At 69.9% G+C, this 25,477-nt stretch carries 19 protein-coding genes; 5 read left to right on the top strand and 14 right to left on the bottom strand.

Annotation, left to right across the window (positions count from 1 at the left end; genetic code table 11):
* Window positions 1-12: 12 nt before the first annotated feature.
* From AC5P1B_RS14195 to AC5P1B_RS14175, 5 genes are all read right to left on the bottom strand, one after another.
* Window positions 13-960, bottom strand: a complete 948-nt coding sequence (locus AC5P1B_RS14195) for an ABC transporter permease (protein ID WP_493887401.1) — start codon at window positions 958-960, stop codon at window positions 13-15.
* Window positions 953-1,882 (bottom strand): ABC transporter permease, encoded by a 930-nt coding sequence (locus AC5P1B_RS14190; protein ID WP_493887399.1) that lies wholly within the window; start codon window positions 1,880-1,882, stop codon window positions 953-955. The genes AC5P1B_RS14195 and AC5P1B_RS14190 overlap by 8 nt, the downstream gene beginning before the upstream one ends.
* Window positions 1,883-1,962: 80 nt before the next feature.
* Entirely contained in the window at window positions 1,963-3,591 is a 1,629-nt protein-coding gene (locus tag AC5P1B_RS14185) for a peptide ABC transporter substrate-binding protein (protein WP_493887397.1), read from the bottom strand.
* A gap of 687 nt (window positions 3,592-4,278) precedes the next feature.
* Window positions 4,279-6,147 carry a translational GTPase TypA gene (gene typA, locus AC5P1B_RS14180; RefSeq protein WP_493887395.1) on the bottom strand — a complete coding sequence of 623 codons (1,869 nt, stop codon included), beginning with the start codon at window positions 6,145-6,147 and terminating at the stop codon, window positions 4,279-4,281.
* A gap of 192 nt (window positions 6,148-6,339) precedes the next feature.
* A complete protein-coding gene (locus AC5P1B_RS14175) occupies window positions 6,340-8,622 on the bottom strand; it encodes an ABC transporter family substrate-binding protein (protein ID WP_493887393.1) in 2,283 nt (760 codons plus the stop codon).
* 477 nt (window positions 8,623-9,099) lie between these two features.
* Between AC5P1B_RS14175 and AC5P1B_RS14170 the strand changes: the two genes are divergently transcribed.
* Window positions 9,100-9,384 (top strand): Rv0250c family protein, encoded by a 285-nt coding sequence (locus tag AC5P1B_RS14170; protein WP_493887392.1) that lies wholly within the window; start codon window positions 9,100-9,102, stop codon window positions 9,382-9,384.
* A 181-nt stretch (window positions 9,385-9,565) separates the two neighbouring features.
* Here AC5P1B_RS14170 and AC5P1B_RS14165 read toward each other — a convergent pair whose 3' ends face one another.
* Window positions 9,566-9,790, bottom strand: coding sequence for a hypothetical protein (locus AC5P1B_RS14165; RefSeq protein WP_493887391.1), 225 nt, complete (start codon window positions 9,788-9,790; stop codon window positions 9,566-9,568).
* A 126-nt stretch (window positions 9,791-9,916) separates the two neighbouring features.
* Between AC5P1B_RS14165 and sdhC the strand changes: the two genes are divergently transcribed.
* The 3 genes from sdhC (at window position 9,917) to AC5P1B_RS14150 (ending at window position 13,855) form a co-directional block, all read left to right on the top strand.
* Window positions 9,917-10,744 (top strand): succinate dehydrogenase subunit SdhC, encoded by an 828-nt coding sequence (sdhC, locus tag AC5P1B_RS14160; protein ID WP_493887390.1) that lies wholly within the window; start codon window positions 9,917-9,919, stop codon window positions 10,742-10,744.
* A 133-nt stretch (window positions 10,745-10,877) separates the two neighbouring features.
* On the top strand, window positions 10,878-13,079 hold the full coding sequence (locus tag AC5P1B_RS14155; RefSeq protein ID WP_493887388.1) for a fumarate reductase/succinate dehydrogenase flavoprotein subunit: 2,202 nt from the start codon (window positions 10,878-10,880) through the stop codon (window positions 13,077-13,079).
* Window positions 13,076-13,855 (top strand): succinate dehydrogenase/fumarate reductase iron-sulfur subunit, encoded by a 780-nt coding sequence (locus AC5P1B_RS14150; protein ID WP_493887386.1) that lies wholly within the window; start codon window positions 13,076-13,078, stop codon window positions 13,853-13,855. The genes AC5P1B_RS14155 and AC5P1B_RS14150 overlap by 4 nt, the downstream gene beginning before the upstream one ends.
* A 216-nt stretch (window positions 13,856-14,071) precedes the next feature.
* Here the strand turns inward: AC5P1B_RS14150 and AC5P1B_RS14145 are convergent, their stop codons facing one another.
* From AC5P1B_RS14145 to AC5P1B_RS14110, 8 genes are all read right to left on the bottom strand, one after another.
* Window positions 14,072-17,182, bottom strand: coding sequence for a SpoIIE family protein phosphatase (locus AC5P1B_RS14145; protein ID WP_493887646.1), 3,111 nt, complete (start codon window positions 17,180-17,182; stop codon window positions 14,072-14,074).
* A gap of 381 nt (window positions 17,183-17,563) precedes the next feature.
* On the bottom strand, window positions 17,564-17,995 hold the full coding sequence (locus tag AC5P1B_RS14140; protein ID WP_493887385.1) for an ATP-binding protein: 432 nt from the start codon (window positions 17,993-17,995) through the stop codon (window positions 17,564-17,566).
* A gap of 519 nt (window positions 17,996-18,514) precedes the next feature.
* Entirely contained in the window at window positions 18,515-19,009 is a 495-nt protein-coding gene (locus AC5P1B_RS14135) for a (deoxy)nucleoside triphosphate pyrophosphohydrolase (RefSeq protein WP_493887383.1), read from the bottom strand.
* A gap of 234 nt (window positions 19,010-19,243) precedes the next feature.
* Complete coding sequence (locus AC5P1B_RS14130) at window positions 19,244-19,429, bottom strand: SPOR domain-containing protein (protein WP_493887381.1); 186 nt, start codon at window positions 19,427-19,429, stop codon at window positions 19,244-19,246.
* A gap of 332 nt (window positions 19,430-19,761) precedes the next feature.
* Window positions 19,762-20,514, bottom strand: coding sequence for a GntR family transcriptional regulator (locus AC5P1B_RS14125; RefSeq protein WP_493887645.1), 753 nt, complete (start codon window positions 20,512-20,514; stop codon window positions 19,762-19,764).
* A gap of 197 nt (window positions 20,515-20,711) precedes the next feature.
* A complete protein-coding gene (locus tag AC5P1B_RS14120) occupies window positions 20,712-21,791 on the bottom strand; it encodes a polyprenyl synthetase family protein (protein ID WP_493887380.1) in 1,080 nt (359 codons plus the stop codon).
* A 13-nt stretch (window positions 21,792-21,804) separates the two neighbouring features.
* Entirely contained in the window at window positions 21,805-22,830 is a 1,026-nt protein-coding gene (locus AC5P1B_RS14115; RefSeq protein WP_493887378.1) for a 4-hydroxy-3-methylbut-2-enyl diphosphate reductase, read from the bottom strand.
* A gap of 201 nt (window positions 22,831-23,031) precedes the next feature.
* Window positions 23,032-23,982 (bottom strand): UbiA family prenyltransferase, encoded by a 951-nt coding sequence (locus AC5P1B_RS14110; RefSeq protein ID WP_493887376.1) that lies wholly within the window; start codon window positions 23,980-23,982, stop codon window positions 23,032-23,034.
* A 344-nt stretch (window positions 23,983-24,326) separates the two neighbouring features.
* Between AC5P1B_RS14110 and AC5P1B_RS14105 the strand changes: the two genes are divergently transcribed.
* Window positions 24,327-25,477 (top strand): 1-deoxy-D-xylulose-5-phosphate synthase N-terminal domain-containing protein (locus AC5P1B_RS14105; protein WP_493887375.1); only part of this gene is annotated, 1,151 nt, incomplete at its 3' end.

The following is a 25,477-nucleotide window of genomic DNA, read 5'->3' as shown; positions in this document are numbered from 1 at the left end:
GGTACGCCTCCCTCAGCGCAGCTTGGGGTCGAGGGCTTCGCGCACCGCGTCGCCGAGCATGATGAACGCCAGCACCGTGATGCTCAGCATTCCCGCCGGGAACAGGAGCGTGTGCGGGTTGTTCCGGATGTCGTTCACCGCGTCGGAGATGTCGCCACCCCAGGAGAAGGCGTCGTCGGGCAGGCCCACACCGAGGTAGGACAGGGCCGATTCGGTGACGATGTAGATGCCGAGCTGGATGGTCGCGACCACGATCACCGGGGCGACGGCGTTCGGCATGATGTGCCGGAACAGAATCCGCCTGGTCCCCGCGCCGAGCGCCTTGGCCGCCATCACGTAGTCGGCGTGCTTGGTCGTGATGACCGCGCCGCGCATCACGCGGGCGATCTGGGTCCAGCCCAGGAAGGCCAGCGCGCCCATCACCGTCCACAGGGTGCGGTCGGTGAAGGCGTTCAGCACGACCATGGCGCCGAGCAGGAACGGGATGCCGAAGAAGATGTCGGTGATACGGGACAGCAGGCTGTCCCAGAAACCGCCGAAGTACCCGGCGAGCATGCCCAGCAGACCACCGAAGAGGGTGACCAGCACGGTCACGCCGATCCCGATGGAGATGGAGTTCCGCGTGCCGTAGACGACGCGCGCGTAGATGCTGCGTCCCTGCCGGTCGTAGCCGAACCACTCGGGCTGGAAGAACTGGCCGAGCTCGGGCTTCTGGAGGAAGTGGTTGCGCAGGTCGCCCGCCGACGGGCTGGCGCTGGTGAACCAGCCGGGGAAGGCCGCGACCACGATCAGGAACAGGATCAGCACCGCGGAGATCACGAACAGCGGCTTGCGGCGCAGGTCGCGCCAGGCGTCCGCGCCGAGGCTGCGTGGCTTCTCGCTCGCGGCTCCCGCGACCAGCGCGGCTTCCGGCGCCGACGCCAGCTCGTCCCCGGGCACTGTCTTGGTGACGTCAGGCATAGCGAATCCTCGGGTCCAGGACCGCGTAAAGCAGGTCGACGATCAGGCTGGCTGCGAGGTAGACAAGCACCAGCACGGTCACCACACCGACGATCACGGTGCCTTCACGGCGGAAGAGCGCGGTGTAGAGCAGGTTGCCGACGCCCTGAATGTTGAAGATGCCCTCGGTGATCACCGCGCCGCCCATCAGGGCGCCGATGTCCGTACCGAGATAGGTGACCACGGGGATGAGCGAGTTCCGCAGCAGGTGCCGGCTGATGATGCGGCGCTTCGGCAGCCCCTTGGCCACGGCGGTACGCATGAAGTCCGCGCGCAGGTTCTCCGCCACCGAGGTCCGGGTCAGCCGGGCGACATAGGCCAGGTTGATCAGTCCCAGCACCATCGCGGGCAGGATCAGTTGCTCCAGGTTCTCCGAGTCCTGAACCGTGGGAGTGATCCAGCCCAGTTCGTTGCCGAAGTACAGCTGGCTCACGAGGCCGATCACGAAGACCGGGACGGAGATGACGACCAGCGTGAACAGCGTCACGCCGGTGTCGATGATCTTCCCGCGCTTCACACCGGCCAGCACGCCGAGGGAGATACCCACGACGAGTTCGAACGCGAAGGCCATCCCGGCCAGTCGGGCGGAGACGGGGAACGCCTGGGTGATCTCATCGAGCACCGGCCGGTTGCCCGCGATGGTGTTCCCGAAGTCGCCCTGGAAGAGGCCCTTCATGTAATGCAGGTACTGCTCCCACAGCGGCAGGTCGAGGCCGCGGTCATGGCGGAGTTGTTCAAGCTGCGCCGGGTCCGGCGGCTTGTCGCCCCACAGCGCCCGCACGGGATCGCCGGGGAGCACATTCACCATGAGAAAGATCAGCAGTGTTGTCCCGATAAACACCGGGATCATCTGGAGCAGTCGCCGCGCGACGTAGCGCCCCATCGTGCCTCCGTCCATTGCAGAGCCGCCCTGTGGCGACGGCCGGGGTAACCGGCCGTCGCCACAGGGACGGGCTCCGACGACTACTTCTTGAAGACCTCGATGTCGGTGAGAACCGGGTCACCGGCCTGGTCGAACTTGACGTTCTTGACATTCTTGGAATGTCCGGAGAGCGTCTTGTTGTACCAGAGCGGGATGCCCGGGAACGAGTTGACCAGCTGCTTCTCAGCCTTCTGGTACAGCTCCGCGGACTCGTCGATCGTCTTGGCGCTGTCGGCTTCCTTGGTCAGCTTGTCGAACTCGGGGTCCGAGAAGCCGCCCTTGTTGCCGTCGACGCCGGTGCCGTAGAGGTCGGCGAGGAAGTTGCCGTTGAACGGGTAGTCAAGCACCCAGCCAGAGCGGTAGATGGACTTGACTTCCTTCTTGTCACGGATCTCCGTGTCAGCAGCGAAGTCGGTCACCGCGTCGCCGACGCACTTCACACCGGTCGACTGGGTGATGCTGTTGCAGACCGCGACGACCCAGTCCTTGTGCGGCTGGTCGGCGTTGTACTGGATGGAGATCTTGTTGCCCGGGACGCCGCCGCCCTGCTTGATCAGGTCCTTGGCCTTGTCCGCGTCGAACTTGCAGTACTCGCCACAGGCGTCGGGCTCGTAGCCCTTGACGCCCTTGGCGACCCAGCCGGTGGCGGACTCACGGGTGCCGTTGAACACCGTCTTGGCGATGGTGTCGCGGTCGATCGCCATCGACAGGCCCTGGAGGACCTTGACGTCGATGCCCTTCCACTGCTTCGTGTAGAAGGCCGGGTTCATCGTGGTGATCGCCGAGTAGTCCATCTCGATCGCCCGGTCGCCCAGGTCCCTCTTGAAGTTGGCGACCTCGCTGTTGGGGATCAGCGGCATCGTGTCGACGTTGTCGGACTTCAGGTCGTTGTAGGCACCCGTGTCCTTCGTGTACGCCTTGAAGTTGACGCCGCCGTTCTTGGCCTTCTGCGAGCCCTTGTAGTCGTCGTTGCGGACGACCTGGATCGACCGCTTGCGGTCCCACTTCTGGAACTTGTAGGGACCGTTGCCGACCGGCTTCTCGCCGTAACCGTCCGGGTCCTTGAAGAAGCCGGAGGGAAGCGGGAAGAAGGGCGTGTAGACGAGCTTGTAGGCGTAGTACGGAATGCCGCTCTTCAGCTCGATCGTGAAGGTGTTGTCGTCGACCACCTTCAGGCCGGACATCGTGTCCTTGGTGGGCTTCCCCTTCTCGGGGTGGACATCGTCATAGCCCTTGATGTCGCGGTACCAACTGCTGTTCTGCTGACCGTTCTTCGTCTGCGCTGCCCAGTTCCAGGCGTCCACGTAGGACTTGGCGGTGACGGTCTCGCCGTTGTGGAACTTCCAACCCGGCTTCAGCTTGACGGTCCAGACCTTGCTGGCCTTGTCCGGCGTGACCGACTCGGCGTTCTCGTACGTCAGGTTGCCCTTGGAGTCGTAATGGACCAGCCCCGTGAAGAGCGACTCGATGACGACGCTGCCGTACGCCTCCATGGTGTTCGCGGGCTGCAGAAGGTTCTGCGGCTCACCGTTGGCGTAGCTGACGATGCCGTTCTTGTCGACGGCACGGTTCTTGTCGCTGGAGCTGTCACTGTCGCCACCACAAGCGGTCGCGGCCAGCGATACGACCGCTGCCATCGCGACCCACTTGGCGCTCTTGGCACCGCGCATGGGTTTGCCTCCTCAGGAGTCCACTGTTCACTACGAGAGGGGGCACCGGACGCGCGCTGACACCCCTGACAGCGGCATGGACCCGGTACCCCGAGTGTGCTCGTGAGTCGGCGCTCCCCACAGCGCGTGACCCATTGACCCGAGCTCAATGGACCCCATGATTGAGCACGCCTGGCCTGTAAACCACAGTTAATGGGTCTCGCTTTGGTCACATCAACCGGGCGCGAGGTTCCGAAATCCGGACAAAGGCATCACAGACAGACACCCGCGAAACGGACTGTTAATACAACATCCGGAACACGATCACCGGTATCCGAACACTCGGTCACGAAAAAGCCGTTGACTAAGTCGGCCCTGACCTGCCACCAGGTCTTTCCGGCGCAGGACGCGCCGCCAACTGCGCGCTACGCGTACCTCAACGCAGCGTCACCGCCGCGGTTTTCGCCTCGCCGCACGAGAAGCGGGCAGGCGCCGTGAGTCAAAGCCCACGACGCCTGCCCGTCAACCCCCTGTCGGCCAGGGTGCCTTACTCGTTCTCGTACTTCTTTGCCGCTTGCTTGTACTTCCTTGGACGCGCGCGTGCTTCCTCGTACGTCTCAGACCGCGCGCGACACCCGTGGCGCCATCGCACATGACGTGCCCGGCCGCCGCGCTGTCCTGCCTGCCGTGCCGGTGTCCCGGCTCCGGTCAGCGCTTCGCGCGGGAAGCCGCGCGGCCGCGCTCCTTCTGGTCCAGGACGACCTTGCGGATGCGCACCGTCTCCGGCGTGACCTCGATGCACTCGTCGTCGCGGCAGAACTCCAGCGACTGCTCCAGCGAGAGCTTCCGGGCCGGCACCACGTTCTCCGTGGTGTCGGCGGAAGCGGCACGCATGTTGGTGAGCTTCTTCTCCTTGGTGATGTTCACGTCCATGTCGTCGGCGCGCGAGTTCTCGCCGATGATCATGCCCTCGTACACCTCGGTGCCGGCCTCGGTGAAGATGACACCGCGCTCCTGGAGGTTGACCATCGCGAACGGCGTGACCGAGCCCGAACGGTCCGCGACCAGCGAGCCGTTGTGCCGGGTGCGCAGCTCGCCGAACCACGGCTCGTGGCCCTCGAAGATGGAGTGCGCGATGCCGGTGCCACGGGTCTGGGTCAGGAACTCCGTACGGAAGCCGATCAGGCCGCGGGACGGGACGATCCACTCCATGCGAATCCAGCCGGAGCCGTGGTTGGTCATCGTCTCCATGCGGCCCTTGCGGGTCGCCATCAGCTGGGTGATGGCGCCGAGGTGCTCCTCGGGCGAGTCGATCGTCAGGCGCTCGATCGGCTCGTGCACCTTGCCGTCGATCTCCTTGGTGACCACCTCGGGCTTGCCGACGGTCAGCTCGAAGCCTTCCCGGCGCATGGTCTCCACGAGGATCGCCAGCGCCAGCTCACCACGGCCCTGCACCTCCCAGGCGTCGGGGCGCTCGGTGTCCAGCACGCGGAGCGAGACGTTACCGATCAGCTCCCGGTCCAGGCGGTCCTTCACCTGGCGGGCGGTGACCTTGTGGCCCTTGCCGCCCTTGCCGACGAGCGGGGAGGTGTTGGTGCCGATGGTCATCGAGATGGCGGGCTCGTCGACCGTGATCAGCGGCAGCGCGATCGGGTTCTCCGGGTCGGCCAGCGTCTCGCCGATCATGATGTCCGGGATACCGGCGATGGCGCAGATGTCGCCCGGTCCCGCCTTCTCGGCGGGCTTGCGGGTCAGCGCCTCGGTCATCATCAGCTCGGTGATGCGGACGTTGGACACCGTGCCGTCACGCTTGATCCACGCGACGGTCTGGCCCTTCTTCAGCTCGCCCTGCTCGACGCGGCACAGCGCGATACGGCCGAGGAAGTTGTCCGCGTCGAGGTTGGTGACGTGGGCCTGGAGCGGCATCGACTCGTCGTACTCGGGAGCCGGGACGTGCTCAAGGATCGTCGAGAAGAACGGCTGGAGGCTGTCGCTGTCCGGCGGGACGGTGCCGTCCTCCGGCTTGGTCAGCGAGGCGACACCGTCGCGGGCGCAGGCGTAGACGATCGGGAACTCGATCTGCTCTTCCGTCGCGTCCAGGTCCAGGAACAGGTCGTACGTCTCGTCGACGACCTCGGCGATCCGGGAGTCGGGGCGGTCCGTCTTGTTGATGCACAGGATGACCGGCATCTTCGCGGACAGCGCCTTGCGCAGCACGAAGCGCGTCTGCGGCAGGGGGCCCTCGGAGGCGTCGACGAGGAGGACGACCGCGTCCACCATCGACAGGCCGCGTTCGACCTCGCCACCGAAGTCGGCGTGACCGGGGGTGTCGATGATGTTGATGGTGACGGGGTCACCATCAATCGGGTGGTACTTCACCGCCGTGTTCTTCGCGAGAATGGTGATGCCCTTCTCGCGCTCCAAGTCGTTCGAGTCCATCATGCGGTCATCGAGGTGCTCGGCTGCGTGCGCGGCGAAGGCGCCCGCCTGCTTCAGCATGGCGTCGACCAGGGTCGTCTTGCCGTGGTCGACGTGGGCGACGATGGCGACGTTACGAATGTCATGGCGCGTGGGCATACTGCGGCGTTTCTCCCGAAATCGTGGGTGGCGGCGCGTACGGTCCGGCACGCGCGCCCGCCGGGCAGTGCGCGCCTCGGCCTTATCCCATGGTACGTGGGTGAGCCGGTAACAGCCGCCCCAGCCCTTCGCACCCCCTCCGGCCTGCGATGCAGTGCCGGTGGCGGTGGCAGAGCCGCCTCTGCGCCGTCCTTACTTCCTGTATCCGATGTCCTGGTAGCGCGGGGTCCCGAAGCCGAAGGCCCCGACGTTCGCCAGGTCGGAACGGACCGCGACCAGCTGCGGGCGCTGATAGAGGGGAATCGAACCGGCGGCGGCCCAGATCCGGGCGTCGGCCCGCTGGATCAGCTTGCGGGCGGCGTCCTGGTCGAGCTCGGTGGACGCCTGGTCGAACAGCTGGTCGATCTGGTCGGTGCCGACCCGCGTGTAGTTCTGCTCGACGAGCAGCGAGCCGTCCTCCGCCGGTCGCGGCTTCGCGAAGATCGGGCGGGCGTCCGTCGCGGGGAAGGGGCTGGCGGGCCACGAGTACAGGGCGAGGTCATAGTCCCCCGCCGCCACGTGGTCCTTGAAGTAGCTGTGGTCCGCCACGCGCTTGATGTCCGTACGGATACCCACCTCGCCCAGCATGCGCGTGATCCGCTCACCCACGCCGCGCAGCTGCTCCGAGCCGGGGCCCGCCGGGAGGACGAAGCGCAGCGCCAGGGGGTCGCCGTCCTTCATACGGACCGGCATCCCGCCCCGTACGGTGCCGATCCGCGCGTCCTTGTCGCGGCCGCCGTTCTTCCCCGGGCCGTTTCGCTCGGGCCCGTTCCTCTGGGAGCGGTTCTCGTCGGTGCCGTCCCGCTCGGGCTGGTCCCGCTTGGCCGGGTCCAGCTGGGCCTGGTCCGGCTCCGGCCCCTCCGCCTTGCCGTCCGGGCGCCCCGGGCCCGGGTCCGCGTTCGGCCCGTCGCCGGTCGTTTTCGCGTCACTCTTGGCGTCTCTTTTGGCGTCGGTCTTCGCGTCCGTGGACTTCTCCCGGCCACTGCGCTCCCCCGGCTGCCAGCCCGCGTCGGCCAGGAGCGACTGGGCCATCTCGGTGTCCTGGCCGCCGATCGTGCCGCTGTTGTCCTTGTACCCGTGCTGGCCCGCCATCGTCAGGTGACTGCCGAGCGGCTTCGTGGCCAGGCCCACCGGGTCCAGTACGGCGTCGGCCAGTGCCTGCCGGTCGATCGCCCGGGCCACAGCGCGTCGCACCCGTTCGTCGGCGAGCGGCCCGGCCGTGCCGTTCAGCGCGAGCTGGGTATAAGCGGGCTCAAGCGACTTGCGCACCGTGAAGCCGCGCAGGGCCCGCGTCTCGGCCGCCCGGCGGGCCGCCGCCGCCCGCTCGTCCCGCATGGCCTGCGCGGCCTGGGCCCGCGCCCGCTTCGGGCCGTGCTTCATCACCCAGGCACGCAGAGCGCCCGCGCTGTTCGCGGCGTCGGCCCCGGCCGCGGCGGGCGGCCCGGCGGCGGGCCGCTTCTTGCCTGCCTTGTCCTCCGATCGCGCCGCCTCCGCCAGCCGGTCGGCGGTGGCCCGGTCGATGTCGGCGAGGTCGAGCCTGCCGGAGGCCAGCGCGGCGGCCCTCTCATCGCGCGGCACGGCGGTGAGTACCAGCTTGCCGACCTTGGCCCGGTCGCCCCACCAACGCGGGTCCCGTACGAGCGTCAGGGCCTCCGGCTTCCCGGCCTCGCCGCGCCGCGCCGCGCCCCGCCCGTCAGGCTTCTCCTTCGCCGCTGCGGCCCCGCCGCCCGTGTCACCCAGCTTGAAGGGGCCCGCCGTGGCCGTGAGCCCGGTGCGCGCTCCGTCGTTGAAGGCCGCGGGACTGGACATCATGCTCTTCGGGTACAGCGGCGTGAAAAGGGCCCGCCAGTCGGCGTACGGCTTGGCGAAGGTGACCTTGATCTCGCCCGCCTTCTCACCGGCGGTGATCTTGTCGATGCGGTCGTAGCCCGCGTTCTTGGCCGTCCAGTACGCGTTGTCCTTGCCGCGCAGCGCCTTCCACTGGGCGATGAAGTCCTCCACACCGAGGTTGCGGCCGTCGTTCCAGGCCGCCTTCGGGTTCAGCCGGTACAGCACGACCTGCTTCGGCTCACTCTCGACGACCTCGGCGGACTCCAGGTAGTCGGCGTTGCGCTGCGGGCGGCCCCTCGCGTCCAGGGTGAACAGGGAGGGGAGCACCGCGCCCGCGACCCGCTCGGTGCCGGTGTCGGCGTCGGTCTGGAAGACATTGAGCGTCTCGGGCCGCGCGTCGAGCGCCCAGCGCACCGTGCCCCGTCCGGCGAGGTCGTCACGGGAGGCGCTGCTGACATCGCGCGCGGTGTGGGCCAGGGCGTCTTTGTCGTCGCCCGAGCCGCATCCGGTCAGCACGGGGAGAGGCAGCAGGACCCCGGCTGCGAGCAGCGCGGCGCAGCGGCGTGTGCGGGACGCCGGGCCTGTCGTGACGCCGTCGACTGACATGGCTGGTACCTCCGGGGGCTGTGCCGCTCATCGCATCTACCGATCACTCACTGAAGGCGACGGCCGACGGGACGCCGTGCCGACACGGCGGGCGCGGAGGGAAGGTCACCCGCCCGGCGTAGCGGGCGACGAGTGGGCGCGGCGCCGCGGTCGCGTGGCGGTGGTGCCGGGCGTAGGCGGGGCGCGGGCGCGGGGTGCCGGGCGTCGGCGCGCGGTGCCGGATGCCGAGGGGCGCCGGATGCCGAGGGGTGTCGGCCGCCCCGCTCCGCTCGCCGGGCGCGGCCCCGCCCGGGGACGCCCGGCCCGGCCCGGCCGCCGAGGATCGGCGATCAGATTCGGTCGTGAGACAGAAGGGGCGCGATGACACCGGTGTGCGCCCGTAATCCCGGCAGATCCCTTCCCAACGGCGGGCACGGCGCGCGACACTCGCTGTCGCATGAGTGTCGCCGTCCGCAATCGCGGAAGTGAGGACAAGTCATGTCCGTACAAGATGATTTGACGGCAGTTCAGCGCAGCCTCGACGAGCTGGTCCGCTCCGTCGGGCGGCTGGAACAGCAGGTGGGCTCCGATGGCCTGGACATCCGGAGGGTCCGCACCGACACCGAGCATCTGCGCGAGAGCCTGGCTCTGCTGTGCGAGGGCGCCGCGCCGGAACGTATCCGCCCGGAGGTCGTTCTCATCTCTGACGCGCCGTATGACACCTCCCTGTGGGCGGACGCCCAGGACGAGGGGCTCGGGTCCCGCTGGGGCCACGCGCCCTGACCCGGCCGCCATGCGGGCGCGCGAACCGAGCATCGAGGGTGCCCAGAGAGCGGTCATTGCCATGAGTCACCACTTCAGCGGGCCACCGCTTCGTGGCCAGCGCTGCCCCGGTCCTCCCGGGACGCCCCGCCGCCCGGCGCTCAGCCGTCGCCCGCGTCCGCCCGTACGCGATCGTGGCTGGTCAGCGGCGGGACGGTGGCACGGCGGCGAACCGTCCGGCACGCCCGCGCCCGCGCCCGCGCGTACGCGCCAGCCCGCCGGGCCCGGCGCCCCGCAGGCACCACCGCACCGCGTCCGCCGTACCGCAGCCGTCCCGGTCATGGCCCCGGTCGTCCCGGTCACGGTCACCGCCCGCCCGGCCGCCCGCGACCGAAACCTCACCGTCCTCACCGCGCACCCCGCTCACACACCCCAGCCCTCCTCACACGCCCAGCCCACTGACCCAGCCGACCCACCACCCCGCCCACCGACCCATCCCAGCTGACCGACCCGCTCACACCTGAGCCGCTACCACGCCACCGCGGAGTCTCCCTTGGCCACAGGCACCGACCCTCAAGTCCAGACGGGAGCGCACGGCGTGCACGGTACGTCGCGCGCCGCCATCCCGGAACGTCATCTGCGCACCGATCGCTGGTGGCTGATGCCCGCCGCGTCCGCAGCGGGGCTGCTCGCCTTCGTCGTCTACTCGACATGGCGGGCGTTCGCCAACGGGGACTACTACGAGGCGCCCTACGTGTCGCCGTTCTACTCGCCGTGCCTCGCCGAGAACTGCGAGTCCATGCGCGCCGGTCCCAACTGGGACCTGCTGGGCGGCTGGTGGGGGATCTCACCGGCCATCATCATCCTGATTCTGCCGCTGGGTTTCCGGCTGACCTGCTACTACTACCGCAAGGCGTACTACCGCGGCTTCTGGGCGTCGCCCCCGGCCTGCGCCGTCCCCGAGCCGCGCAAGCGGTACACGGGTGAGACCCGCTTCCCGCTGGTGATGCAGAACATCCACCGGTACTTCTTCTACGCCGCTGTCCTCGTCGCCAGCATCCTGACCTGGGACACGGTGCTGGCCTTCCGCGACAAGCACTACGAGTGGGGCCACATGGGGCTCGGCACCCTGGTCCTCCTCGTCAACGCCGTACTGCTGTGGGCGTACACCCTCTCCTGCCACTCCTGCCGGCACATCGTCGGCGGTCGGCTCAAGCACTTCTCCAAGCATCCGGTGCGGTACCGGCTGTGGGGGTGGGTCGGCGTGCTGAACGGCCGGCACGCACTGCTGGCCTGGGTCTCGCTTGTCAGCGTCGCGCTCGCCGATCTCTATGTGTATCTGCTCGCGACCGGGGCGTTCGACGACCCAGTCTTCTTCTGACGTCCACTGCTGACGTCCACCTTTGACGTCCACGGCACATCACGGCACATGACCAGCGCACCGGCGGAAGCCCGGGCACGCCGCCCGCACGGCGCTGGGGAACTCTGAAGCTGCTGAGAGGGAAACAAGAGACATGACGCAAGTCGAGCGACAGGAGTGGGACGTCGTCGTGGTCGGCGCTGGCGGGGCAGGTCTACGTGCCGCCATCGAGGCGCGCGAGCAGGGCATGCGCACGGCCGTGATCTGCAAGTCGCTGTTCGGCAAGGCCCATACGGTGATGGCCGAAGGCGGCATCGCGGCCAGCATGGGCAACGTCAACGAGGGCGACAACTGGCAGGTGCACTTCCGGGACACCATGCGCGGCGGAAAGTTCCTGAACCACTGGCGCATGGCGGAGCTGCACGCGCGCGAGGCGCCGGACCGGGTGTGGGAGCTGGAGACCTGGGGCGCGCTGTTCGACCGGACCAGCGACGGCCGCATCTCCCAGCGCAACTTCGGCGGCCATGAGTACCCACGGCTCGCACACGTCGGAGACCGTACGGGCCTGGAGCTGATCCGCACCCTCCAGCAGAAGATCGTCTCCCTCCAGCAGGAGGACGAGAAGGAGTTCGGCGATCACGAGGCGCGGCTGAAGGTCTTCCAGGAGTGCACGGTCACCCGCGTGCTGAAGGAGGGCGGAGCGGACGGGGAGGGGGGCCGGGTCGCCGGGGTCTTCGGTTACGCGCGGGAGTCCGGGCGGTTCTTCACCATCGAGGCACCCTCGGTGGTGCTGGCCACCGGCGGCATCGGCAAGTCCTTCAAGGTGACGTCCAACTCCTGGGAGTACACCGGTGACGGGCACGCGCTCGCGTTGCTCGCCGGGGCGCCGCTGATCCACATGGAGTTCGTGCAGTTCCACCCGACGGGCATGGTCTGGCCGCCTTCGGTGAAGGGCATCCTCGTCACCGAGTCGGTGCGCGGCGACGGTGGAGTGCTGCGCAACAGCGAGGGCAAGCGCTTCATGTTCGACTACATCCCGGACGTCTTCAAGGAGAAGTACGCGCAGTCCGAGGACGAGGGCGACCGCTGGTACGAGGACCCCGACAACAACCGCCGACCGCCCGAGCTGCTGCCCCGCGACGAGGTGGCGCGCGCCATCAACTCCGAGGTCAAGGCGGGCCGCGGCTCCCCGCACGGCGGGGTGTTCCTGGACGTCTCGACACGGATGCCCGCCGAGGTCATCAAGCGGCGGCTGCCGTCCATGCACCACCAGTTCAAGGAACTGGCGGATGTGGACATCACCGCCGAGCCGATGGAGGTGGGTCCCACCTGCCACTACGTGATGGGCGGCGTCCAGGTCGAGCCGGACACGGCGGCGGCGACCGGCGTCCCCGGCCTCTTCGCCGCGGGCGAGGTCGCCGGAGGCATGCACGGCTCCAACCGGCTGGGCGGCAACTCGCTCTCCGACCTGCTCGTCTTCGGGCGGCGGGCGGGCCTGTACGCGGCGCAGTACGCGGCGGGCTTCGCCACGGGAGCCCGCCCGGCCATCGCGGACGCCGACGCGGCCGCCGCCGAAGCGGAGGCGCTGCGCCCGTTCAGCGCGGAGGGCGGCGGGACCCACATCGCCCACGGCCCGGCCGAGAATCCGTACACCATCCACCAGGAACTCCAGCAAGCCATGAACAACCTCGTGGGCATCATCCGCAAGCAGGACGAGATGAGCGAGGCCCTGGACCGCCTCGCCGACCTGCGGGAACGGGCGCGGCACGCGGGGGTCGAGGGACACCGGCAGTTCAACCCGGGCTGGCACCTGGCGATCGACCTGCGCAACATGCTGCTGGTCAGCGAGTGTGTCGCACGCGCGGCACTGGAGCGTACGGAGAGCCGGGGCGGACACACCCGCGACGACTTCCCGTCGATGGAACGGCGCTGGCGGCGGGTCAACCTCGTCTGCCGTCTCGCCGCTACCGCCGACGCGGAAGCGAGCCCGGACACGGACACGGCGATGTCGGCGGCGGCGCCCGGGCCAGGCGCCGGACCGGAAAGAGAGCCGGGGATGCGGTCGGATCTGCTCTCCGACGCGGAACCAGGGACGCGGTCGGATCTGACGTCGGACGCCGAACCGGAACGCGAACCAGGAATGCGATCGGACCTGACATCCGATGAAGACGCGGGGCCGGAACAGGGGGCCGCCGTACCGGGCGGTGACGCGCCCATAGAGGCGATGGTGGGGAGCCCGGCGGGGCAGATCCGGCTGGAGCGGTGTGAGACACCGCCCATCAGGCCCGACCTGCTGGAGCTCTTCGAACTGGACGAACTGGTGAAGTACCTGATGGACGAGGAGCTGAGCCAGTGAGTTACCAGGCGCACTTCCGGGTATGGCGGGGCGACGTGGACGGTGGCGGGCTCACCGACTACACGATCGAGGTCAACGAGGGTGAGGTCGTCCTCGACATCATTCACCGGCTACAGGCGACACAGACGCCGGACCTGGCCGTCCGGTGGAACTGCAAAGCGGGCAAGTGCGGTTCGTGCAGCGCCGAGATCAACGGCCGTCCACGGCTGCTGTGCATGACCCGCATGTCCGTCTTCGAGCAGGACGAGACGATCACCGTGACGCCGATGCGCGCCTTCCCGGTTATCCGGGACCTGGTGACGGACGTCTCGTTCAACTACACGAAGGCGCGCGAGATCCCCTCGTTCGTGCCGCCCGCCGATGTGAAGCCGGGCGAGTACCGGATGCGGCAGGAGGACGTAGGGAGGTCGCAGGAGTTCCGTAAGTGCATCGAGTGCTTCCTGTGCCAGGACACCTGCCATGTGGTGCGTGACTTCGAGGACAACAAGGCCTCGTTCGCCGGGCCGCGCTTCCTGATGCGCATCGCCGAACTGGACATGCACCCGCTGGACGCGGCCGCCGAGACCGGCCATGACCGCAAGCGCACCGCCCAGGAGGAGCACGGCCTCGGCTTCTGCAACATCACCAAGTGCTGTACGGAGGTCTGCCCCGAAGGCATCAAGATCACCGACAACGCGCTCATCCCCCTCAAGGAGCGGGCGGTGGACCGCAAGTACGACCCGCTGGTGTGGCTCGGCAACAAGATCCGCCGTCGGGGTGAAGAGGGCACTGGCTGACGCGCGGACGCGGGCGGGCCCGGCCACCACGGCCGGGCCCGCCCGTCCCGTCCGCCCCACGGGACCGACCGGCCACGTCAGGTCCGCGCCTGTACACCAGCACGCCAGCCCCACACGTACGACCAGCCCCACGCGTACGACCAGCCCCGCAGGTATGACCAGTCCCACGCGTACGACCAGCCCGCGCCGTCCCCCGGTCCGCGCTGGAAACGGCCGCTAGAACCGGCTGAGCAACGACTCCTCGGACTCCGTCTCGCCGGGGTCGCCGCTGGGCCGGGCGAGTTCGAACCACACCGTCTTGCCGAGCGGCGTGCGGCGGCTGCCCCAGGCGGCGGCCAGCAGGCCGACCAGCTGGAGGCCCCGGCCGCCCTCGTCGGTGTCGCGGGCCCGGCGGCGGCGCGGCTGGACCAGGCCGCCGTCCCAGACCTCGCACACCAGGCTGCGGTCAAGCAGCAGCCGTACCCGGATCTCGCCGCCCTGCTTCGCCGGTGGGACGCCCATCTCGCCGTAGCGCAGGGCGTTCGTCACCAGCTCACTGACCAGCAGCTCGGTCGTGTCCACCAGCTGCTCAAGACCCCAGGCGCGCAACTGGCGGCAGGCCAGCTCGCGGGCGCGCCCGACCGACCTTGGCTCGCGCGGCAGCCGCCAGTCGCCGACCGAATGGGCGGGCAGCCCCTGCACCCTGGCCATCAGCAGGGCGGTGTCGTCCTCACCGCTGTGGGCGCCCAGGGCGTACAGCACGTGGTCGCAGAAGCCCTCCAGTGGGCTGGGGTCGTCCTGGTCGGTGACCGGCGGGTCGGTGAGCGCCGCCCGCAGCGACTCGATACCCACGTCGAGCGCGTGCTCCCGTGACTCGACAAGCCCGTCTGTGTACAGCGCGAGGAGCGCGCCGTCGGGAAGTTCGAACTCCTTCTCCTCGAAGGGCTCGCCTCCCACGCCGAGCGGCATGCCGGGCGGCAGCTCCACCAGCCGCGCGTCCTCGCCCGCGGGCACGAGCACCGGCGGCAGATGCCCGGCGTTGGCTATCGTGCAGCGCCGCGTGACCGGGTCGTACACGGCGTAGACACAGGTGGCGAGGTAGACCTCGGAGAGGTCGGAGTCGCCGGCCGCGCCCGCCCTGGCGGTGCGCCCGGAGCGGCTGGTGCCGGAGCGGCCCGAGGACTGGCTGGAGGACCAGGTCGGCCCGGGGTCGCCGAGGCCGTGCGCGATCTCGTCCAGCGCCGTCATCACCTCCGCCGGTTCCAGGTCGAGCATCGCCAGCGTGCGGACGGCGGTGCGCAGTTCGCCCATGGCGACGGCCGCCCGCAGTCCCCGGCCCATCACGTCGCCGACGACGAGGGCGGTGCGGTGTCCTGGCAGCTCGATGACGTCGAACCAGTCGCCGCCGACCTCGGTCGCCTCGCTGCCCGGCAGGTACCGGCAGGCGATGTCGAGTCCCGCTGCCTCGGGGTCGCCGGGCGGCAGCAGGCTGCGTTGCAGGATCAGCGCGCGCTCGTGCTCCCTGCGGTAGAGGCGGGCGTTGTCGATGCAGACGGCGGCGCGGGCGGCGAGTTCGACGGCGAGGGCGGTGTCGCGTTCGCCGAAGGGCTCGCTGCCCTTCGTACGGGAGAACTGGACCAGGCCGACGACCGTGTCCCTGGCCACCATCGGCACGGCGAGCGTGGACTGGACGACGGCGCTCAGCTCCACGTTGCCGTCACCGTCGGGGCCGGTGCTCTCCCGGCCGGGGATGACCCGCACCTGGGCGTTGCGCAGGGCTGCCGCACAGGGCGTGCCGTACGCGTACCGGTGCACCTCGCCGACCTGCACGGGTTTGCTGGTGTAGGCCTGCGAGCGGCGGCCGTACGCGCTCTGGGGCGGCGGCTCGTCGGTCTCGTAGGCGCCGCGCGGCTTGCGGCGCACGAGCCCGTTCGCGGTGCTGGGAGCCTCCCCGCCGGTGGCGGCGGCGTCCGTGCCGCCCGCCGGCTCACCGGGCCCGTCAGCGGTGTCGTCACCGTCGAGGGCGCCCACACAGCCGGTGATCGCCACCGGTCCGTCCGATACGGCGCTGGCGAAGGCGACGCGGCGCAGCTCCGCGCTGGGCGCTCCCGCCTCCTCCCCCGTGCCGCGGTCGCGCGGCTTCCCCACAGCGGGCCCCCGGAGACCGGGCGGGGCGTCGTCTCCGGCGAGCAGGTTCTGGAAGAGGTCGACGGAGGCGAGGTCGCAGAACTGGGGCACGGCGACGGCGAGCAGCTCGCGGGCCGTGGTCTCCAGGTCGAGGGAGGTGCCGATGCGCGCGCCCGCCTCGTTCAGCAGCGCGAGGTTACGGCGGACGCCCGCCGCCTCCTGCTCGGCTCGGCGGCGCCCCGTGGTGTCGATGACGATCCCGGCGACGCCGATGGGGCGGCCGGAGCCGCTGTGCAGCCGGTAGAACGACGCCTGCCAGCGGTGCCGTTCGGTCTCGCCGTACCGCGAGCCGATGATCTGCATGCCGGTGACCGGCACACCCGTCTCCAGGACCCGACGCAGCGAGGCGCTGAACCGGTCGGCCTCGGCATGCGGCAGGAAGTCGTACGGGCTGCGGCCCCGGTGCCATTCGACGGGGCGGCCGAAGGCACGGGCGAAGCTCTCGTTGACCCGCAGGAGCCGCAGATCCATGTCGACAAAGAAGAAACCCAGCGGAGATTGACCGAAAACGGCCTGCGAGGCAGCGAGGTCGGTTTCGATGCGGCGGAGCGCGCTGACGTCGACGGCTATGCAAAGCGCCGAGCGCTCCCCGTCCTCGTTCCTGGTCGGCATGAGGTAGATCTCGGCGAGGCCGTACGGGTCCTCGCCGGCGCCGGTCCCGGCCCCGGGCCCGCGCTCGGACGCGGACTCGGTGGAACGAGACGGGGAGCCGTGCCCGGCTCCGGCCTCCGGCTGCCTGGCCCCCACCCGCTGGGGCGTACCTGACGGGCCGTGCTCTGACTGTTTGTGATCTTCCGGTTCCGGTTCCGGCCGCGCCTGCTGCTGGGATGTGGACTCGGTCCGTGGCCGGGGCAGCAGATAGGGCACCAGGCCGGTCCATTCGCGGCCGTCCAGCAGCTCGGCCACCTTGCGGTGGCCGCGCTCCCGCAGCTCCGGCGGCACGAAGACCTCCACCGGGTCGCGGCCGACCGCCTCATGGGCCGGGACGTCCAGCAGCTCAGCGGCGCGCTCGCTCCACTGCTCTATGCGGCCGTCGGGCCCGAGCGAGAAGGAGGCCACGCGGACATAGTCGTAGATGGAGCCCGGCGGACTGCCTTGCCATACCGGCGTCGCCATCGATGTGACGTCCGTTCCCTCGGGCGTACCCGCCCCCGTTGGCATGTTGCTCACGCGCCCGTCTCCTCCGGCTCAGGTGCTCGGACCGGCCTCAGAAGGCCGAGTATCCAGTACCCCGGCCTTTTGCCGCACGGCCTTCACGATCACAGCACGGTCTCAACGCACTCCGGTGCGAATTCGCGATCGTGTACAGCTCAGAGAACCATCCGGCGGTTTCCGGCGCTTCCCCTGACAGCCTTCCAGTGGCCCCCCATTGGACCCCAGCAGACCCCGGCGAAACCCCCAAAGCCGTACGACCCGACCCGTGACCAGGGGTCGGGTACCGGTCTCGCGGGCCCCGGGCAGCGGATCTCCGGCGCACCCCCCGGCAAGATCACCAGGCGTTGCGCGCCGGCCGCCGCTCCGCCGATCGCTCCCGTTCCACTCCTAACCAGGCAGCGTCAGCTCGAACCACACCGTCTTCCCCGTCTTGCCGCGCCGGATTCCCCAGCGGCGGGACGCGCACGCCACCAGTTGCAGGCCCCGGCCGCCCTCGTCCTCGGGCGCGGCGACGCGTTTGCGGGGCAGGTCGGTCAGCGGATCGGACACTTCGACGAGCAGCGCGCGCCCTGTGGGCCCAAGGCTGGGGCGGCAGTGCATACGGACGCCGATGGGGCCGCTGGCGTAGCGGAGGGAGTTCGTCACCAGCTCGCTGACCAGCAGGACCGTCACATCGCTGACGGCCTCAAGGCCCCAGGCGTCGAGTGACTCACGCACCAGTGAGCGGGCAGTCCGCAGGGAATCGGGCGCCCCGGGGAAGCTCCACTCGGCGAACCCGGGGGTCGCGACTGCCTCTGCGCTGTCGTTCACGCCGACCACTTCCCCTGAACACTGATGAGACCCCTCCGGAATGTCCAAATTCGGCGGGGTTAATCAGCACATACCCGATATCCGGGTGAAGCTATCGTGCTCACGGGAGCACAGTGGCACGTTCGGCGTACCAGGAGGTGAGCGAGCGCTCCCTCCACGCCGCTGGGCGCCCTGCGCGAGCGACCGCTCACCGCCGTCCGGCGGCAGCGCCACAGCTGTGCCCGGCGGGCCGAGGCGGGCGCACGGTGACGCGTGCACTCCAGGGTGCGCCGCATGGCGCGATGGAGCGGCGTTGCGGAGGCGACGGCGGAGACGGGTGAGAGGCGGTCGGCGTGACGGCTGCCAGGCCGTGTCCGGCGCCGTGTCCGGCGGATCACGCTGGGGGGGGACCCCCGTCCGTACGTCGCGGACCGCGGGTGCGTCGTGGCTGGTCGCGCGGTTCCCCGCGCCCCTGACGGGGCACGCCCCTGCGCCGCACCAGGGGCCGGGGCTGCTTCTCCTGGCCTGGCGGCCTGGGGCGGCCCCTTGCTAGGGCGCGCTCGCCGGGGAGGGCGGGGACGCCGGGGACGCCGGGGAATCCGGCGCGCCCGGTGAGTGTGGCTGGTCCGGCGAGTCCGGCGGGTCGCCGCGTTCGCGCCGGAGGCGGCGCATCGCCTCCGCCACCGCGGGGCGGTCCTGCTCCAGCCAGTCCACGGTGCCCGCCTCCGCCGGCTCCAGCCAGCGCAGCTCGTCGTGGTCCTGGAGCGGGCGTGGCTGCCCGTGCCGCAGCCGGGCCGTCCACACGTGCAGGACGTATCCGGGCTTCAAGGGCCAGGCGCCGGGGATGCGCTCCACGGGTTCCGCCTCGATGCCCAGTTCCTCGCGGAGCTCCCGTACGAGGGCCTGTTCCGTAGTCTCGCCGGGCTCGGCCTTTCCACCGGGCAGCTCCCAGCGCCCGGCCAGCTCCGGCGGGGCACTGCGCCGCGCGGCCAGCAGCCGACCCTCGTGGAACACCGCTCCGCCCACTACTACGCGCTCTGTCACGCACGGCACCTTAGGCGCTGCACGGCCAACCCGCCCGCACCCGACCGGCTTCCGGGCGCGGGAAAGCAGCACGTCGCCCCACCGTGGCCGGTCGGCCGGAGCCCGTCCGGGGAGGGCGCCACAGCCGCCCGGCTCCGGCGTCGGTCGGGATGGCCGTCCGAGCGCCGCCGCCCGGATCAGGCCGCTCCCATGGCGCGTACGCCGAATGCCCGGCACACGCGCGCCGCACCGGGACTAGGCAGTACGCCGGGGGGCGCCAGAGCGCTCGACCACGTAGAGCTGGTTGCTGCCCCGCGCGTCCAGTCGGTCGGCGACCTGTTCGGCCTCCATCTTCGTGGCGTAGCGCCCGACCCGGTAGCGGTTGCCGCTTTCGTCCTGGCGGACAACCAGCCAGGGCAGGACAGGCCCGCTCTCAGTCATCGCGCACCTCCGCCCCCGCTCTGGGATGCCCCGGCGTACGCCTTCGTAATCCGTCTAAGGAAACCGCGATCCGCATATGCCCGAGCGTACGCCCGACCTTAACTCAGCGGATATGACTTCTCACCAAGAGATACGCATCCGGCCACCCCAGGTACGGACTGCCGATACCGGCATCCGTACCGGTCCACTCGGCGGTCGCCTGCGACGGACATCGCCACACGAGGTGCCGAGCGGCAAAGCGGTGAGCACCTGGGGCCGGGACCCGTCCGGTGGTGGGGGCGGGACCGGCCACCGGGGTCGGCCCTGCGCCTGCCCCGGCGCCGGGGCAGGCGCTACCGCACCGGCAGGTGGTAGGCGATCCGGTACCGGTCGGCCGAGGTCACGATGTCCGCCGTCTCGACCGGGCGTCCGCCCGCGTAGTACGTACGGGAGATGACGAGCACCGCGTGTCCGGGCGAACCGCCGAGCGCCAGCATCTCGTCGGCCAGGCCGGGGCGGGCGCCGACCTCCTCGACTACGTTGTCGACGACCAGGTCGATGGCCGCCATCCGGTCCACGACGCCGCGTCCGGCGAGCGGGCCCTCCTCGGGCAGCAGCACGGGAGTGCGGCCGGTGATGGCCAGCGGCTCCCAGGACGTGGAGAGCATCGCGGCCTCTCCCGCCGCACGGAAGACGTAGCGGGTGCGCATGACGCGTTCGCCCGGGGCGATGAGCAGCCGGGCGGCGATGTCCCCGGTCGCCTCCTGCTGGGCGCTGCTCGACTCCCAGGTGCCCTTGACGGTCTCGTCGGCCTGCTCCTGGCGGAAGGGGGTGGAGTCGGCGACGGTGCGGTACCCGGTGCGCACAAGGCGGCGCGGGACGGGCTGTTCGCGCACATACGTGCCGGAGCCGGAGCGGCCCTCGACCAGCCCCTCGGCCATCAGCACCTTGCGGGCTTCGAGTGCGACGGTGTCGGAGACGCCGTACTCCGCGCGGATGCGGGCCTGGGAGGGGAGGCGGGTGTGCGGCGGCAGCTCCCCCGCGGCGATCTTCTGCCGGAGATCGCCGGCCACGCGGAGATATGCGGGCTGCTCGCCGAAGGCCACGTCCACTCCCAAGGGTTGACACTCCGCATCAGCTTGGCAACCGCGCATCAGCGGCCGCAAGCTCAGGGCTGCGATTCACCCGAAGTGATGCATTGCTGGTCAGGAGTGGACTACGAACAGGTTTTCAGCTAGCCGGAACTTCGGCTCTGCCCGCCGCCTCGGCCGAGGTCACCGTCGACGTCGCGGCGGAGCAGGGTTCAGTGATCGCGGTACGCCGCCAGGTGGGCCATCGCGGCCAGTTCAGCCGCCCATTCCTGGCTGACCGACGCCGCGCGCACGGCCTCGCAGGCGACCTTCACCCGCTCCTCGATGACCGCCTCGACCCGGTCCCTGATGCCGGTCCTGACCAGCAGCTCGTACAGCTCCTCCGGGTCGGTGCCCGCCAGGTCGCCGCCGACGAGTTCGCTGACGGCGGGCTCGTCCCGCATCGCGAACGACATCAGCATCGTCATCTTGTGCTGCCGGAAGTCCAGTTGGCTCGGCTTCCCGGTCTCCCGCGTACTGCCGAACGCGTCCAGCAGGTCGTCCCGGAGCTGGAACGCCTCGCCGACAGCGAGCCCGTACTCCTCGAACGCCTCCAGGGCGCCGGTGTCGCCGGCGAGCAGGGCACCGACGGACAGCGGCCGGGAGATCGTGTACCGGCCGGACTTGAACAGCGCGATGTGCCGGGCCAGTTCGGGATCGGGCTGGAAGCGGGCCGCGGTGCGGATGTCCAGATACTGCCCGGCCATCAGCTCCGTACACAGCTCACCCCAGACGTCGACCACCTGCGGCGGCGCGCTCGCGGCGAGCCGGTTGGCGTACGTCAGGGCCAGGTCGCCCGCGAGGACGGCCACCCCTTCCCCGTACCGCCGGTGCTCGCCGCGCCAGCCCTCCCGTTCATGCAGCGACGCGTGCGCCACATGGGCCGTGGGCTTGCCGCGGCGCAGGTCGGAGGCGTCCATCACGTCGTCGTGCAGCAGCGCGAAGGTGTGCAGCGCCTCCAGCGCGGCGGCCATGTCCACGACCTCGATCGCCTCGGGGTCGCCACCGGCCGCGAGGTAACCGGCGGCGCAGAAGGCGGGCCGCAGTCGCTTGCCGCCGCTGAAGAGGACGTCGGCGACGCAGTCGACGAGGGCGACCGAGTCGGGGTTCTGCCGCGCCCAGACGCGGCGCTCCTCGTCGAGCAGCCCGATGAGACGCTGCTGCACCCGGGCGAGCAGCCGCTCCAGGCCGGCCCGGGCGGCGGTCTTCTCCTCCCCCGTGGCCACGGGTGTCTTCAGCACAGATCCGGTCACGACGGTCTCCCTGCTAGCGGGTGATCGGGGCTTGGTCGCCGTCCGACGCGGGGCGCTGGCGCCCGGTGTGCGTGAACAGGCTGCCGGGCATGGAGAACACGACGTTCTCGGTCGTGGTGGTGAGGCTGTCGATGTCGCCGTAGCCCAACTCGGTGAGGCGCTCGACCAGTTGCCGCACGAGGATCTCGGGGGCGCTGGCGCCGGAGGTCACGCCTACCACACCGACACCGTCCAGCCAGCTCTCGTCCAGCTTGGATACGTCGTTGACCAGGTACGACTGGGTGCCGAGCCGGTTGGCGACCTCGACCATCCGCACCGAGTTGCTGGAGTTGTCCGAGCCCACCACCAGGACCAGGTCGGCCTGTTCGGCGATGTCCTTGACGGCGTTCTGCCGGTTCTGGCTGGCGTAGCAGATGTCGTCGCTGCCGGGGCCCTGGATGCCGGGGAAGCGGCGGGTGAGTTCGTCGATGATGTCCTTGGTCTCGTCCAGCGACAGCGTGGTCTGGGTGAGGTACGACAGTGGGGTGCCCGGCGCGAACTCCAGCCGCCTGGCGTCCTCGACGTTCTCCACCACGATGGTGTCCTGCGGGGCCTCGCCGACGGTTCCCTCGACCTCCTCGTGGTCGGAGTGGCCGATGAGCAGGATGGTCTGGCCGGTCTCCGACGAGCGCTTGGCCTGCTGGTGCACCTTGGACACCAGCGGGCAGGTCGCGTCGATGACCCGCAGCTCGCGGCTCGCCGCATTTCCACGGACCGCCGGTGAGACGCCATGCGCGGAAAAGACACAGATGGCGCCCTCGGGCACCTCGTCCTCGGAATCAACGAATCGCGCGCCCTGCTTCTCCAGTTCGTTGACCACATGCTGGTTGTGCACGATCTGCTTACGCACGTAAACGGGCGCGCCGTACAGCTCAAGGGCCTTCTCGACCATGCCGATCGCACGTTCCACCCCGGCGCAGAATCCCCGTGGCTCGGCCATGAGGATTCGCTTCCGCTGCTGCTGCGGGGGTGTGAGCGTGGAGTCACTTACCGATGGCATCGACTGCTCCCTGCAGACATGGAACGGGTAAAGGCCGGACGGCACCAATTCTTGGCGGTCGCCCTGTGCCAGGGATATAGCAGACTCCTGTCACAAATAATTGCAAGCCACTCACCTGGGAATTCTCACGTGCCGAGACGGCACGGCGGCGGACGATCCGGCCGGGCCAGGGCCGCGCGAGCGGCACCCCGCGGGACGCGGTCAGCCGGTGTGCACGACAAGCAGGTTGCCGACGCACAGCAGCACGGCGCCCAACCGGTGGATCTTTATGCCCAGCATGCGGGCGGCGAGCGGATTGCCCCGTACGACGCCCGCGCGCAGCTGTGCGGCACGCAGCACGAAGACCGGCGCGAGCAGCAGCAGGAACCAGCCAGGGACCGCGTCCACGGCGACGCCGACCAGCGTGGAGACCAGTCCGATCAGGCTCACGGCGACCAGGAAGACGTGGTAGCCCGCCGCCGTCGTCATGGTGGCCACGTTGACTCGGCCGACTTTGCGGTCGCCCTCCAGGTCGTTCATGTTGGAGTACATGGCGACCAGCAGCGCCCACGCGCCGAACAGGACCGTCTCCAGCGCGATGAGCCCGGTGACCTCACCCGTCAGCAGCACGTAGGGCATCAGCACGACCATCCCGGTGGTGCCGATCATCAGCACCTCCTGGCCGCCCCGGTAGCTGAGCTTCAGGCCGTAGGAGTACTGGACGGCGCCGGAGGCGACCACCAGCAGCAATACCAGCACCCACCAGGGGTGATGCGGGGCTACCAGGGCCGCGGCCGACCAGCAGACCGTGCCGCACAGCACCGATCCCCAGCCGAATATCCGGGCCTGTCGCACGGACAGCGCGCCGGAGAGCAGCGGTTTGCGGGACAGGTCCCGCAGCTGCCCGGTCTCCGGGGTGTAGTTCTGCGCGTCGCTGCCGTCGCGCAGCCCCGTCAGGTCGTCGAAGGTGACGGTCGCGGCGAAGATGGCCACTTGTCCGACGAGGAACAGTAAGAGCGTGGCCCACGTCGAAAGCTCCCAGAGCAGGGAGCCCGGTAACGCGCACCAGACGATCAGCACACACAGGTCGTAGTCGAAAAAGGCGAACTTGCCCAGTTTGACGTAGGCGTGAAAACGCCCTTTGGTGGGCACCGGACTGATGTCTACTGCCATGAGGGATACCCCGTCCGAAGATGCGGGCGCACTTCCGGGCCGATCCCGCGGGCGCACACCTTCTGGGTCAGTCGCGGCTGCCGCCGCTCGTCCACATTCCAAGGGATTGTCACGCTAGGAGTGCAGAAACCTGCTCGCCATAGCAATTCACTGCGCGGGCGGAGCGGGCCACCGGCAATCAATTGCCATACGCCCCTGCGCCGTCGTCGCCGTAGCGTGGGCGCCGCGCCAGGGGCACACCGTACCCCCTCCCCATCCACGATGAACTCCCCGACCGTGGTCGGCCGTTCCACAGGAATTCCGCGGGGGCAGCGTCGCCCTCGCGCCACCAATGGAGGTGCATTTTGACTTCTCGCTCGCAGAACGGGGTCAGCGCCAGCTCCACGCCGCTCCTCGACACGATCAGCGGCCCGGCGGACGTGCGCCGCCTCGCGCCGCACCAGCTGACCGCGCTGTCCAGCGAGATCAGGGACTTCCTGGTGGAGGCGGTGTCGCGCACGGGAGGCCATCTCGGCCCCAACCTGGGCGTGGTGGAGCTGACGATCGCGCTGCACCGGGTCTTCGACTCGCCGCGCGACAGGCTGCTGTGGGACACCGGCCACCAGGCGTACGTCCACAAGCTCCTGACGGGACGTAAGGACTTCTCGCGGCTGCGGAGCCGGGGCGGCCTCTCGGGCTACCCGTCGCAGGAGGAGTCCGAGCACGATGTGATCGAGAACTCCCACGCGTCGACGGCTCTGTCGTACGCGGACGGGTTCGCGAAGGCGCACCGACTGCGGGGGCTGCGGGACCGGCATGTGGTGGCGGTGATCGGGGACGGCGCGCTGACGGGCGGGATGGCCTGGGAGGCGCTGAACAACATCTCCGCGTCGAAGGACCTGCCGCTGGTGATCGTGGTGAACGACAACGGCCGCTCCTACGCGCCCACCCGCGGCGGCCTCGCCGAGCACCTGACGACGCTGCGGACCACGCAGGGCTACGAGCGGTTCCTGGAGTGGGGCAAGGACACCCTGCGCCAGACCCCCGTCATCGGCGGCCCGCTGCTCGGCACCCTGCACGGCGCCAAGAAGGGCTTCAAGGACCTGGTGGCCCCGCAGGGGCTGTTCGAGGACCTGGGGCTGAAGTACGTGGGCCCGGTGGACGGGCACGACGTGGCGGCTGTGGAGTCGGCCCTGAGCCGGGCGAAGTCCTTCGGCGGGCCGGTGATCGTGCACTGCATCACCCAGAAGGGCAAGGGCCACGCCCCTGCGGAGCAGCACGAGCTCGACCAGTTCCACGCCATCGGCGCGGTGTCGGCGAAGGGGAAGGTCTCCGGCCCCTCGTGGACGTCGGTGTTCTCCGACGAGATGGTCCGTGTCGCCACCGACCGCGAGGACGTGGTGGGCATCACGGCGGCCATGCTGCAGCCCGTAGGGCTGGAGGCGTTCGCGAAGGAGTTCCCCGAGCGGGTCTTCGACGTCGGCATCGCCGAACAGCACGCGGTCACCTCAGCCGC

It is taken from the genome of Streptomyces sp. A01 (assembly GCF_059026195.1).
The sequence above is the reverse complement of the archived record's forward strand: the minus strand, read 5'-3'. Positions and strand labels throughout refer to the sequence as shown.